This is a genomic window from Methylicorpusculum oleiharenae (assembly GCF_009828925.2).
Taxonomy (GTDB): Bacteria; Pseudomonadota; Gammaproteobacteria; order Methylococcales; family Methylomonadaceae; genus Methylicorpusculum; species Methylicorpusculum oleiharenae.
Genome location: NZ_WUTY02000001.1, coordinates 2,828,080 through 2,840,484, shown reverse-complemented (window position 1 = coordinate 2,840,484; position 12,405 = coordinate 2,828,080). Strand labels below are relative to the sequence as shown.

Genomic DNA, 12,405 nt, shown 5'->3' with positions numbered 1-12,405 from the left:
CTTATATCAATTGAGGAGCCAGTTTGGTCAAAAACAATCGATCTCCGGCCAAAATAAGAATGTCATCCTTCTCAATAACGAATTGCTCATGCGGACAGGGAAACATCTGGTCACGCCGCTTTATCAGAATCCCAAACACCTTGCCTTTCACTTCCGCTAACAAATCCACCAGCGCCCTACCTGCCAACCGCTCAACCACGGGTACTTCAACAATATACTGTTTATTGCCCAAAGACATGTATTCTCTGATCATAGGGTAAGAAAGCGCCTGAGCGGTTCTTTTGCCCATCTCCTCTTCCGGATGAACAATGCGTGTCACCCCCAATCTATTTAAAATCAAATGATGTGAAGCGGACGTGGCTTTGACCCAAAGATTTTCTATACCCAGATTTTTTAAATGAACAACACACAGCAAACTGGCCTGCAGATTCTCTCCAATTGCAACAATGACCGCGTCATAATCCGTCAAACCCAGTTCAAGCAGTGCATTTTCATCCGTGACATCGGCTATAGCCGTGTGCGTAAGTAAACCGGATAACGACTCAACCACTTTTCTGTCAAAATCCACTCCCATAACATCGTGATTCATTTTGACTAACTGCAACCCCAGCGTCGTGCCAAATCTACCTAAACCGATTACCGCATATTGAGCCATAAACTCACCAAAATTACGTCAATATCACCTGCTCCGGCATGATCGTCAGTAATGGAAACGGGCAGGGCTAATAATGGCCGGGAATTATACGCTTTAAAAACAAGCAGACAATTAAACAATGGCAAGGAGGCACCGACCGCAACATCCTGTTACAGTCGGTGCAATAAAATTGAAGGGGTGAGCAGATACAACACAGGTTACTTTACAATAAAAATATACGGTATAAATTGACTGAAAAGTTTGGTCAGTAGTTGATGTAAGAAACTATCCGGTAAATCGACTGAATCACTAAAATCAATACCTATGCAACCTTTCATTGACGGCTTAACATTCAGCATTCTGATTGCAGAGATAAAACAGGCTAACCCCTTGTTACTGGTGATCAAAGAACTCAACCGCAGCGCATGCGACTTGTTCGGTTATGCGCAGCGCGATCTGATCAACCAACCTCTTAACGTTATATTGTCGCCCCATTGTCCTGCTGAATTATGGCAAAACGCTCTGGCGCGACTGGACAACGATCACCCGGCTGCTAATTTTCAAGCTGAATTGATCAACCGTGAAAAACAGACTTTCCCCGTCATGATTTCACTGGGCAAACTGACCGATCCCGCCAAAAATGAAAAACCCACTATTGCTGTTTTAATCCAGGATCTCAGCGCATCCAAGCAACAGGAAAAAAATTTGTTGCTGATGCACGCTGCGGTAGAACAAAGTGCCAGCGCCGTAGTGATAACCGATCCCAGCGGCCGGATCGAATATATCAATCCCAAATTCTGCTCCATGACCGGATACAGTCACGAGGAACTGCTAGGCCATAATCCCAGAATACTTCAGTCCGGCGGCACTTCAGACGAACAATATCTAAAAATGTGGCAGGAACTGCTCAAACAGGGCGAATGGCGGGGAGAGATAAAAAACCAGCGAAAAAACGGTGAAGATTACTGGGCATTTGAGAGCATCAGCGCAATTAAAAACAGCCGCGGCGAAATTACTCATTTATTAGCGGTAGAAGAAGACATAACTGAACGCAAACAAGTCGAAGCCGCCCTTCAGGAAAGCGAACAACGCTTTAGACAAATGGCGGAAATGACAGGGGAATGGTTATGGGAGCAAGACCCGAACGGATACTATATTTACTGCAGTAACGCGGTAAAAACAATTTTAGGATACAAACCTGAAGAGATTATCGGCAAACACTATACCGAGCTTCTGACGCAGCAGGATAAAACCGATTTTCAGCCTTACTCATCAGTCCAAAACGCCTTTTATGCGCTGACAAACCATTACCGCCACAAAGAAGGCCGCCTCGTGATCGCCGAATCAACCGGCCTTCCCATCATAGATGCACACGGCAAACTGCTGAAGTGGCGAGGCGTGGATCGTGACATTACCGCAAGAAAGCATTATGAAGATGCTCTGATCGAAAGCGAGAAACGCACACGACTAATCATTGAAACCACGCTGAATGCGATCATCATCATGGATTCTTACGGCATCATTACGGACTGGAACCAGCGCGCTGAAAAAATGTTCGGCTGGACACGCCATGAAGCGATAGGACGAAATATGGCCGAACTGATAGTACCCGAACGATTTCGAAAACTTGTCCATCAAGAACTCAGCCATTTTCTGACCACAGGGGCCAGCCGGGTTATCGATAAGCTAACCGAACAAATCGCATTAAGAAGAAGCGGCACCGAGTTTCCGGTTGAGCTGAGTATTGCACCGCTTAAAATAGGCAATGCCTATGAATTCAGCGGTTTTGTTCACGACATCAGCAGCCGAAAAGCCGCTGAAAGGCAAATTCGGGAAGCGCAGGTGAATCTTGCTATCGCGAAAAACGAAATGAAAATTGCCCAGCAAATCCAAACGTCCTTGTTTCCTGCCAAACCGATCATTTCACCCCATTTCGAAGTGACTGGCTTTTGCCTTCCCGCAACCCAGATAGGCGGTGATTATTTCGACTATTTTTACCGCGACGAGCAGCATCTGGATATGGTGATTGCCGATGTATCGGGCCATGCGGTAGGACCGGCCCTGCTGATGGTCGCAGCTCGCAGCGCCATTAGAACACAAGCCACCTGGTTAGGCTCACCCGCTCAAACCTTGGACGTGCTCAATAATTTTCTTTATGAGGATCTTTATAACGCCGATCATTTTATTACCCTCTTTTACCTTCAATATTACACCACGACGCAAACCCTCAGTTACGCCAATGCCGGACACCCTCCTCCGCTGCTTTACCAAAAATGCAACTTTAGCTGTAAAGAATTGGACGCCGACGGATTGATCATAGGAATCAGGCAAAATATTAACTTCGAAGAAAAGAAAATCACACTCAGTGCCGGTGATTGCCTGCTCATCTATACAGATGGACTGACAGAATCCCAAAATCCGGCCGGTGAACAATTCGGCATTGACAGACTAAAAACCTTATTCGAAAAGTACGCTGATCAAAAGCCGGGATTTATCGTCGACACATTAATTCAGCACCTGAAAGATTTCTGCCAATCTAGCTTTTTTTATGACGATATCACGGTCATGGTGTTCAAACGCTCATAAAAGTCAGAAGAAAATACCACCTCAAGAAATTCCTTTATACTTCTTGCAATAGTTCAAGGCCATGAGCCTGAAAAGAAAGATGCCATTTGGCCATCAGACTGCCGGCAAAACCCTGTTATTCCCAATCCATGACATGAAGACTTACCAGGCTGAGACTTATCAATGAATAATCAACCGGACGCTATCTCTGATACGTTGCTGCAATTTTGTAAAGGGCAACTGAACCTGGATCAATTGGAGGTTTTTTTACAGCAAACACTCATACAGACGCCTGAAAAAAGTGAAAAAATCCGGCATGTCTTACGCAGCAATCTCGAACAAAAACAGTTGAGTCCGGAGCACTATCTACGCTTACTTTCTTCATTAGACAGTTTAAGCCACTCTGTGAACCAGACTGACAATGATGAAACGCGGTTCAATCCCGTGACGCAAACACAGGAAGATGATGAGACGCGGGTGATTTATCAAGCACCTGTGTCATCCGCTTTCACTGGCGAAGAAGAATCAACCGTTGTAATCAATCCGGCAGGACGAACGGCACCGCCAAAGACTGTGATGTCAGGCTCGCAAACCAGTTCAAACTCAGCCACACTGTCATTTACTCAAACTGATTCATCTTTTGAATCGCCTTCAAACGACGGTCCGCTAGGCATCGGCTCGACGCTCAAGGAGCGTTTCGTGTTGCAGGATGTGCTGGGTAGCGGCGGCATGGGCGTGGTCTACAAGGCACTGGACCTTCGTAAGCAGGAAGCAAGAGACAAATCACCTTTCGTGGCGTTGAAAATCCTTAACGAAGACATTAAAAATAACGCCACCGCCTTTATCGCTTTACAAAGAGAGACTCAAAAAGCCCAAACCCTTGCACACCCAAACATTATTACGGTTTACGATTTCGACCGAGATAAAAGCCACGTCTTCATGTCCATGGAGATTCTGGATGGTCAATCGTTAGGCCGATATATTTCAGAAAAGGCCCCCAATGGCCTGCCTTTTAAAAAAGCCTGGTACATCATTAAAGGTTTATGTTTGGCGTTGGCTTATGCCCACAAGCACGGGATTGTCCATTCCGATTTCAAGCCCGGCAACGTTTGCGTTTTAGAGAACGGCGAAGTTAAAGTCCTTGATTTCGGCATAGCCTGCGCCGTAAGCCGTCATGATGCCGAGCAGGATCAAACGGTATTTGACGCCCGCCGTGATTTGGGTGCCCTTACGCCTGCCTATGCAAGCCTTGAAATGTTTTACGAAAATGATCCGGACCCCAGCGATGATGTTTACGCTTTAGCCTGTGTAACTTACGAAATTTTGACTGGAAAGCATCCCTACGGAAAACTTTCAGCCCCAAAAGCTATGGAACTGAATCTGCAACCTAAAATGGTCAGTGGATTAAGCCGAAGACAATGGAAAACGCTAGCCAAAGGACTTGCCTTTAAACGGCAAGACAGAATTCAATCCGTTCAGCAATTCATGAACGGATTGCAGGCCAAATCCGCACTGCCCATTATCCTGGGCAGCCTGGCTGTCATTACTCTTATTGCCGGAATTGCCGGTTACATTAAACTCGCTCAAGAGATAGATCCGTTACAAGACAAAATCATTCAACTTAGCCCTGAGCAACAGTTAAAAATCAAAGATTTATTGGATTTGGCAGAAATTCATTTTGATGTGGGTTATTTGACGGCGCCTACCGGAAGCAATGCACTCTGGTCTTATCGGCAGGTGCTTGAGATCGACCCGTATAATAAAGAAGCAAAACAGGGTCTGAAAAAAATTGCCGACATTCTGAGTGAGCAGGCAGAACAACTTTATGTTGAAGGCAAACATGATGAAAGTCTGACCAAGATTGAAGAGGGCTTGGAGGCCATCCCTAAACACCAGACCTTATTGGATCTCAAAGCTAAAATTTTACGCCAGCCCTGACATTCGATTGCCCCATTTGCAGAACAAAATCCGGCATCTATGCCCATCGTAGATCGAAATTCGGCACAGGGATGCTCGAAAGGACGCCGTAAAACCATCCATGTAGGCTCTATGCCAGCATCCATGCCGGCAAAGCCTTTGCCGAACAACCCGTTGCCTCCTTAGGCACTGCCGAAATTTGAAGTGCGAAAGGTATACAGTGGACAAAGCATTGAGTGGCCGACTCTTCAAGGCGCCTGTAACCTACCACCTGCCCGGTATATTCCAGTAAAATGAGATTAACGTCAGTCAACCTCATTTTATAAACAAGGCTTAACCCACAATTTTTATCGGGCCTTTGTCGACTCAACAACTCAGTTTGTCTTGAAATTATCTCAATGGAACAACAAAGCACATTCGTCAATTGGTTCAGGAATTCCTCTCCTTACATCCACGCCCACCGGAACCGTACCTTTGTCATTTTTTTTAGCGGCGTGGCGGTGACTGAACCGAATTTCGATAATTTGATTCATGACTTTGCCTTATTGAAAAGTTTGGGTGTCAGGCTGGTTCTGGTCCACGGCATTCGCTCCCAAATAGATGAACGCCTGCTACAGCAAGGAGATACGCCCAGATTTCACCATCACCTTCGCATTACCGACCAATCGACACTGCAATATGTCAAACAGGCGGCCGGATTGGTCCGGGTAGAAATTGAAGCCTTGTTATCGATGGGCTTGGCTAATTCACCCATGGCCGGTGCAAAAATCAGAGTCGCCTCGGGCAATTTTGTCACCGCAAAGCCGCTTGGTGTGCTGGATGGAATTGACTATTGCTATACCGGCAAAGTCCGGCGAATTGACAGCCAGGGGATACATCAACAACTTGACCAGAATAATGTCGTGCTGATTTCACCGATTGGTTATTCTCCGAGCGGGGAGGTTTTTAATCTTTCGGCGGAGGAAGTTGCCACCGAAGTCGCTATCGCCTTGCAGGCTGAAAAACTAATTTTGATGACTGAGCAAAACTGTTTAAATCCTGATAACCAGAAACCAGTCCAGCAACTGACTACCGGGCAAGCCAATGAATTACTGGAAAACAATCCAAACCTGCCGGAAGCCATCGCCCGCTCTTTAAGCGCAGCCATTCAAAGCTGTCAAAACGGCGTAACACGCGCCCACCTGGTCAACCGGCAAGTTGATGGTGCTTTGTTACTAGAATTATTCACGCGTGACGGCATCGGCACATTGGTCAGTCACGCCGCATTTGAGACGATCCGTACCGCCGAACTGGACGATATTGGCGGCATCATGGAATTGATAAAGCCTTTGGAGCAACAAGGTTTATTGGTTAAACGCTCTCGTGAAAAACTGGAAATGGAAATTTCCGACTATATTATTATTGAACGAGACGGTTTGATTATTGGTTGCACCGCGCTTCATGCTCTAGCTGATTCAGGCAGGGGTGTAATAGCCTGTCTGGCAATTCATCCGGATTATCAGCGAGCATCCAGAGCCAGCCACCTGTTGGATTACATTTATGATAAAGCAAAACAGTCTGATATTTCGAAACTTTATGTACTTTCGACTCAAACCGTTCACTGGTTTATTGAAAGAGGGTTCAAGCCTGTATCCATTGAACTTCTGCCTGAACCTTTGAAATCATCTTACAACCCGCAGAGAAATTCGAAAGTCTTATGCAAAACCATTAGCTAATGCCTATGCCTTATTCAAAGACGGTGTCTATCCTTCAAATTACCGACCTTCATATTTTGCCTGCCCCAGGGGAGAAAATGCTGGGCATAGACACCGAGTATTATTTCAAGGCCGTTCTTGATCAGGCATTTGCCACAGGCAATACCTTTGATCTTGTTCTGCTATCGGGAGACCTTGCTCAAGATCCTTGTGCGGCGAGTTATATGCGGATATTAAAAACGCTGGAACGATACCCGGTCAATTCGGTGTGCTTGCCCGGTAATCATGACGACTACCCGCTGATGCTCAGTTTGTTTAACAGTCAAAAAATCAGCTGTAACAAACAAACCTTGTTTGATGACTGGCAGTTAATCTGTCTTAACAGCCAGATACCCGGCCGACCCGGCGGCAATATCGGCAATGAAGAACTGTTATTTTTACAGAAATGTCTGACTGAACAGCCGAATTATTTTGCGTTAATCGCAGTCCATCATCATGTCCTGCCGACGCAAAGCCAATGGATGGATACCATGCTGATTGAGAATCAGCAGGAAGTGTTGAACATTCTACGCGATTTTCCGCAAGTAAAAGCCGTCACGACCGGGCATATCCATCAAGTGATGGACCGCGATTATCAGTCCATTCGTGTTCTAGGCTCACCAGCGACCTGTTTTCAATTCAAGCCGCTGTGCAGCGATTTTACGCTGGATTTGGAGATGCCCGGTTACCGTATCATTAACTTATTGCCTGACGGGTCAATCGAAACCAGCGTCTACCGCCTCCCAGGCTTGCTTCAGGAGCTAAGTTTGGACTCGTTTGGCTATTGACCTGGTTTTTTTCAGATTCTTTTTTTCTTTAGCCAGATACCCATCTGCTTTTACCGGAACAGAATCGGCTACCAGCAGTGCACCCAATTCCGCCATCGCCTTTCGGTACACTTTGCGTTTGAAGTACACAACATCATTCAGTGGTTCCCAATAATCCACCCAGCGCCAGCCATCAAATTCAGGCTTGGCCGTTCGATCAAAACGCACATTGGATTCAGGCGTAACCAAGCGCAAAATAAACCAGATTTGTTTTTGTCCTATGCAAAGGGGTATCGACTGTTTGCGGATATATCTTTCAGGCAATTGATAACGCAGCCAATATCTTGTGCGTCCCAGCAACTGCACATGTTCGGCACGCAAACCGGTCTCCTCCCACAGTTCACGATACATCGCCGCTTCAGGGTCTTCGTCATCATTAATGCCCCCCTGTGGAAACTGCCAGGAATTGGCACCGGAACGTTTAGCCCAAAACACGCGACCCTCGTCATTGCAAAGGATTATTCCGACATTAGGTCGGTATCCTTTTGAGTCAATCATGTTAAAACCTTTGAATTATCTGACCGTCACCGACTGCTTCGCATTAGGCGATCAGTTCGCTGGAACCGCGAGAATTATTAAGCCATGAAAGCGCTCGGTCATTACAGACTTTAAAATCGCTTGTGCTGCACAGATTCTCAATCAGTTCTTACTTTATGAGTTCAGCGTAAACCCGCTAAGGTGATAAACTCGTCGTAACGTTCAGTGAATAAAATTAATAAAGCTATTGTTCCACAAATCAGTTGGGGAGGCTATAGCCTATTTTTAAAGCCAATTTAAACAGGTATTTTAATGAGTCTAGCTATTTTTGATTTAGATAATACACTCATCGCGGATGACAGCGACTTTCTATGGGGGCAGTTTCTGGTCGATCAGGGCATAGTCGACAAAAACGCTTATGAAGCGGCAAATGCCAAATTTTACGAAGACTACAAACAAGGGAATCTGGATATCAGAGAATTCCTGGCATTCTCTTTACGTCCGCTTGCAGATAATGAACCGCAAAGACTGTTTCAGTGGCGAGAGCAATTTGTTCAGGAAAAGATTTTTCCAATCTTGCTGAAACCCGCTCAGGAACTGATAAATAAACATAAAGTTAAAGGCGATACCTTAATGGTTATTACGGCGACAAACCGGTTTGTCACTGAACCGATCGTACAACTTTACGGCATCGATATTTTGATAGCGACCACGCCTGAGTTTTCCGATGGAAAATATACCGGGGGCTTTAATGGCGTCCCTTGTTTTCAGGATGGCAAAGTCACATTATTGACCGAATGGCTGGCATCGCATTCGGAAACACTCGACGACAGCTGGTTTTACAGCGACTCCCACAATGATTTGCCCCTGTTGAATCGAGTCACACATCCGGTTGCGGTTGATCCGGATGAAAAGCTGCAACGGATCGCAGAACAGCAGGAATGGCCCATTATCAGCCTCAGAAACCATGTCTGCCCCACGCACCATTTCAAAAAATAAACGCGCCGGATGATTAAAAGGCAAACCAGTCTTTGCCTTTTAATTTTTCTTAATCAGAAAAATTTGTTTATCTCCTTCCCGCACAAAATCAACAATTTCATGCCCGGTCTGTTCGGTGTAGACACCGATATCCAGATGCGCTGCCGGATCGGTAGCGATTATTTTAACAATGTGTCCGGCAAGTAATTGCTGAAGGGCTTTCTTCAATCTTAATAAGGGCAACGGGCACATTAACCCGCTGGCATCAACTTCTAAATCAAATTCAATCATGGTTCTTGGATATAATTTCTATAAACTCCCTAAGTGGTGTTTATAATACCACCGCTACAATAAACAGCGAACTAACCGATCACATGGACTATTTTCCCTTATTTTTTAAACTGACAGGCCAGGCCTGTTTGGTGGTGGGTGCAGGCGAAATTGCGGCTAGAAAAATTGACTTGCTCAGCAAAGCAGGGGCCTGTATTACCGTCATAGCCAAAGATATCCGTTCTTCAATAAAAGAAAGAGAAAGTGACCTTAGCCTGCGCATCATACAAAAAAGCTTTACCGCAGAGGATGTCGCGGGATTTACCCTAGTCATCTCGGCCACCGACAACAAAACCACCAATGAAAGTGTTGCAGCCGCTGCTCGTCAGCATAAAATCCCCGTCAATGTCGTTGACAGCCCCGACCTGTGCAGCTTTATTTTTCCTGCGATTTTGGATCGTTCACCTCTGATAGTCGCGGTTTCATCGGGCGGCGCATCGCCGGTTTTAGCGCGCTTGTTAAGAGCCAAACTGGAAACCATCATTCCGCCCACTTACGGGCGCCTCGCACACTTGGCTGAAAAATTCAGACCGCAAGTCAAGCGATCGATCAAAGAACCTGCACAACGGCGAATTTTCTGGGAAAAAGCGTTACAAGGCCCGATCGCAGAACTGGTTTTCAAAGGAGATGAACTTCAAGCGACTCTTCAACTGGAAAAATGCTTGGCCGAAGAATCAAATTCAACGGCCCAAGGCGAAGTTTATCTGATAGGAGCAGGTCCAGGCGACCCTGATTTGCTGACTTTTAAAGCATTACGGTTGATGCAACAGGCCGATGTGATCCTCTATGATCGCCTCGTCGCCCCGGCGATTCTGGAACTGGCGCGCAGAGATGCTGAAAAAATCTATGTCGGAAAAAAACGCAGTGACCACAGTCTGCCGCAGGACGAAATCAACAGTTTACTGGCAACGCTGGCCAAATCAGGCAAGCGTGTAGCCCGTCTTAAAGGCGGCGACCCCTTCATATTCGGCCGGGGCGGAGAAGAAATTGAAACCCTGATGGAGCAAGGCGTTAACTTTCAGGTTGTGCCCGGCATTACCGCCGCATCGGGCTGCGCCACTTATGCAGGCATCCCTTTGACACACAGGGATTATGCACAATCATGCACATTTGTTACCGGACATTTAAAAGACGACACCATTAATCTCAATTGGAAGCAACTCTCTCTCCCAAACCAGACCCTGGTCATTTACATGGGCTTGATAGGACTGCCTTTTCTCTGCCAGTCATTGATAGATCACGGCGCACCGGATGACTTACCGGCCGCATTGATTCAACAGGGAACCACATTGAATCAAAAAGTCTACACCGGAACACTCACGACACTGCCTGCTATCGCCGCTAATGAGGATATCACACCGCCGACCTTGATCATTATCGGGAATGTCGTCAAATTGCATACTAAACTTAATTGGTACAGCGCTACTTCAGCGCTGTAATCCGGGATCAGTCATGCTAAATCGTTTATGTTTTGCCGCTTTATTTTGTTTATTTCTGCTTAACGGCTGTGGTAATTCGTCTAATTCAGAAAAAACCCAGCAGCTAGGCCCTGATAATCTTTTTGCGGCTGATATTTCCGAGCACTATGCTTTGATCAGCAACATGTCGGGACCTGCAGAGCTGTGGCAATTAAAACCCAAAAGTCTGCTTCATTCATGGAAACACCTGGATGGAACCAATGGTATTATAAAAACGTCCATTTCAGGCAATGAAGAATTTGCAATCACCGCAGAGCGTGATTCTTTGGTCTGGTGGCGTATCAGTGATGGAAAGCTTTTAAAAGTATGGAGTTTCCCCGAGATTAGCGCGGTCAGCATATCCAGTGACGGACATTTTGCGCTCATTGGGTTACCCGATAAAGCCATCTATTTTTCACTCAAAAAAGGCCTCACGCTTTATGCTTTCAGGCATGAAGGCTCGGTTTTGGCAACCGATATTTCAAAAAGCGGACACTATGCGTTAACTGGTTCCGCCGATAAAACCGCTAAATTATGGGATTTGGCAACCGGTGAATTAAAGTACACCTGGAGTCATTACAATCAGTTGTCATCCGTTGCGATAAGTCCGGATGACAGCTATGCCTTTACCAACGCAGCACTTGGACAGGCACTGTTATGGAAGCTCAGTAACGGTAAAATATACAAATCCCTGAAACCTGACAGGCAAACGATTGCGACAGCAAAATTCTCCGGCAATGGGCGACAGTTGATCACCGGCTTGACCTCAGGACGCATTGATCTTTGGAATATCAAGACAGGACAACGGATAAAGTTCTGGCGCGCTAAAAAGGATGAAAAGAGGCGGCCAACTGTTGCTTCGGTGCTGGGACTTGCGTTTATCGAAAACGATAAAAAAATTTACAGCATCGCCTCAAATGGTTATCTGCAACGTTGGAAAAATTAACTAAAAATTCAGTAATTGTTCAGACACATTAACGATAATCTCCACGACAAAAAGTAAAATTAATTGAATTTTTCCGTTAAATCCCCTATTCTTTTCGGGTTTAACTTTTTTATTGAGCGCAGTCATTTAATTACAACTAAAGAGTGCGCTCTTCTTCCATCACAAGAGAGGTCAAAATGAAAAAATTATTAATCGCGTCTGCTGGAATTGCACTGGTTGCTCTGAGCGCGCAAGCTAACGCTGCTGGTGACGCTGAAATCGGCAAAAAAATCTACGACCGCGCTTTCGGACGCGGCTGCGGCACTTGTCACGACATTTCTTCAAACCCACAACTGCGCGTATTGATCAAAGGCGGGAATTTGGATCGCGCTAAATTTGGCACCGTTTTAAAAGAAGGTAAAAACGCCATGCCTAAAGCAGTTGAACAAATCATGAGCTTAGGTCCAGTCAAAAAAGAAGGTTTAACTGAAGAGCAAGCTATTGATGCGCTTTACGAGTACCTGAGCAAATAAGTTAAAATCACTACCTGATTTTGACTTAA

11 protein-coding genes are annotated in these 12,405 nt (G+C 45.8%); 8 read left to right on the top strand and 3 right to left on the bottom strand.

Annotation, left to right across the window (positions count from 1 at the left end):
- Nucleotide 1: 1 nt before the first annotated feature.
- Nucleotides 2-655, bottom strand: a complete 654-nt coding sequence (locus tag GO003_RS12825; protein ID WP_159656357.1) for a potassium channel family protein — start codon at nucleotides 653-655, stop codon at nucleotides 2-4.
- 303 nt (nucleotides 656-958) lie between these two features.
- Between GO003_RS12825 and GO003_RS12820 the strand changes: the two genes are divergently transcribed.
- The 4 genes from GO003_RS12820 (at nucleotide 959) to cpdA (ending at nucleotide 7,637) form a co-directional block, all read left to right on the top strand.
- Complete coding sequence (locus tag GO003_RS12820) at nucleotides 959-3,220, top strand: PAS domain S-box protein (protein ID WP_159656359.1); 2,262 nt, start codon at nucleotides 959-961, stop codon at nucleotides 3,218-3,220.
- A gap of 162 nt (nucleotides 3,221-3,382) precedes the next feature.
- Nucleotides 3,383-5,137, top strand: a complete 1,755-nt coding sequence (locus GO003_RS12815; RefSeq protein WP_159656361.1) for a serine/threonine-protein kinase — start codon at nucleotides 3,383-3,385, stop codon at nucleotides 5,135-5,137.
- 377 nt (nucleotides 5,138-5,514) lie between these two features.
- The gene (argA, locus tag GO003_RS12810; RefSeq protein WP_159656363.1) at nucleotides 5,515-6,831 is read left to right on the top strand and encodes an amino-acid N-acetyltransferase; all 1,317 of its coding nucleotides are present in this window, start codon (nucleotides 5,515-5,517) and stop codon (nucleotides 6,829-6,831) included.
- A 5-nt stretch (nucleotides 6,832-6,836) separates the two neighbouring features.
- Nucleotides 6,837-7,637: a 3',5'-cyclic-AMP phosphodiesterase gene (gene cpdA, locus GO003_RS12805; protein WP_159656365.1), complete on the top strand. Its 801-nt coding sequence runs from the start codon at nucleotides 6,837-6,839 to the stop codon at nucleotides 7,635-7,637.
- Here cpdA and GO003_RS12800 read toward each other — a convergent pair.
- Entirely contained in the window at nucleotides 7,611-8,174 is a 564-nt protein-coding gene (locus GO003_RS12800) for an RNA pyrophosphohydrolase (protein ID WP_159656367.1), read from the bottom strand. The genes cpdA and GO003_RS12800 overlap by 27 nt on opposite strands.
- 291 nt (nucleotides 8,175-8,465) lie before the next feature.
- Here GO003_RS12800 and GO003_RS12795 point away from each other — a divergent pair, with 291 nt between their 5' ends.
- The gene (locus GO003_RS12795) at nucleotides 8,466-9,152 is read left to right on the top strand and encodes a histidinol-phosphatase (protein ID WP_159656369.1); all 687 of its coding nucleotides are present in this window, start codon (nucleotides 8,466-8,468) and stop codon (nucleotides 9,150-9,152) included.
- Between the two features lie 39 nt (nucleotides 9,153-9,191).
- On the opposite strand, the gene GO003_RS12790 is transcribed toward GO003_RS12795, so the two are convergent.
- Complete coding sequence (locus tag GO003_RS12790) at nucleotides 9,192-9,422, bottom strand: sulfurtransferase TusA family protein (RefSeq protein ID WP_159656371.1); 231 nt, start codon at nucleotides 9,420-9,422, stop codon at nucleotides 9,192-9,194.
- Between the two features lie 83 nt (nucleotides 9,423-9,505).
- On the opposite strand from GO003_RS12790, the gene cysG reads away from it, so the two are divergent.
- The 3 genes from cysG to GO003_RS12775 all read left to right on the top strand — a co-directional run bounded on the left by cysG (nucleotide 9,506) and on the right by GO003_RS12775 (nucleotide 12,376).
- Nucleotides 9,506-10,900: a siroheme synthase CysG gene (cysG, locus tag GO003_RS12785; RefSeq protein WP_159656373.1), complete on the top strand. Its 1,395-nt coding sequence runs from the start codon at nucleotides 9,506-9,508 to the stop codon at nucleotides 10,898-10,900.
- Between the two features lie 13 nt (nucleotides 10,901-10,913).
- On the top strand, nucleotides 10,914-11,864 hold the full coding sequence (locus tag GO003_RS12780) for a WD40 repeat domain-containing protein (protein WP_159656375.1): 951 nt from the start codon (nucleotides 10,914-10,916) through the stop codon (nucleotides 11,862-11,864).
- Between the two features lie 176 nt (nucleotides 11,865-12,040).
- Nucleotides 12,041-12,376, top strand: coding sequence for a c-type cytochrome (locus tag GO003_RS12775; protein ID WP_159656377.1), 336 nt, complete (start codon nucleotides 12,041-12,043; stop codon nucleotides 12,374-12,376).
- Nucleotides 12,377-12,405: the final 29 nt, after the last annotated feature.

Excerpts from the sequence above, each read along its gene's own strand:
- GO003_RS12825 (WP_159656357.1), bottom strand. The coding sequence starts at position 655 with ATGGCTCAATATGCGGTAATCGGTTTAGGTAGATTTGGCACGACGCTG.
- GO003_RS12820 (WP_159656359.1), top strand. The coding sequence starts at position 959 with ATGCAACCTTTCATTGACGGCTTAACATTCAGCATTCTGATTGCAGAG.
- GO003_RS12815 (WP_159656361.1), top strand. The coding sequence starts at position 3,383 with ATGAATAATCAACCGGACGCTATCTCTGATACGTTGCTGCAATTTTGT.
- argA (WP_159656363.1), top strand. The coding sequence starts at position 5,515 with ATGGAACAACAAAGCACATTCGTCAATTGGTTCAGGAATTCCTCTCCT.
- cpdA (WP_159656365.1), top strand. The coding sequence starts at position 6,837 with ATGCCTTATTCAAAGACGGTGTCTATCCTTCAAATTACCGACCTTCAT.
- GO003_RS12800 (WP_159656367.1), bottom strand. The coding sequence starts at position 8,174 with ATGATTGACTCAAAAGGATACCGACCTAATGTCGGAATAATCCTTTGC.
- GO003_RS12795 (WP_159656369.1), top strand. The coding sequence starts at position 8,466 with ATGAGTCTAGCTATTTTTGATTTAGATAATACACTCATCGCGGATGAC.
- GO003_RS12790 (WP_159656371.1), bottom strand. The coding sequence starts at position 9,422 with ATGATTGAATTTGATTTAGAAGTTGATGCCAGCGGGTTAATGTGCCCG.
- cysG (WP_159656373.1), top strand. The coding sequence starts at position 9,506 with ATGGACTATTTTCCCTTATTTTTTAAACTGACAGGCCAGGCCTGTTTG.
- GO003_RS12780 (WP_159656375.1), top strand. The coding sequence starts at position 10,914 with ATGCTAAATCGTTTATGTTTTGCCGCTTTATTTTGTTTATTTCTGCTT.
- GO003_RS12775 (WP_159656377.1), top strand. The coding sequence starts at position 12,041 with ATGAAAAAATTATTAATCGCGTCTGCTGGAATTGCACTGGTTGCTCTG.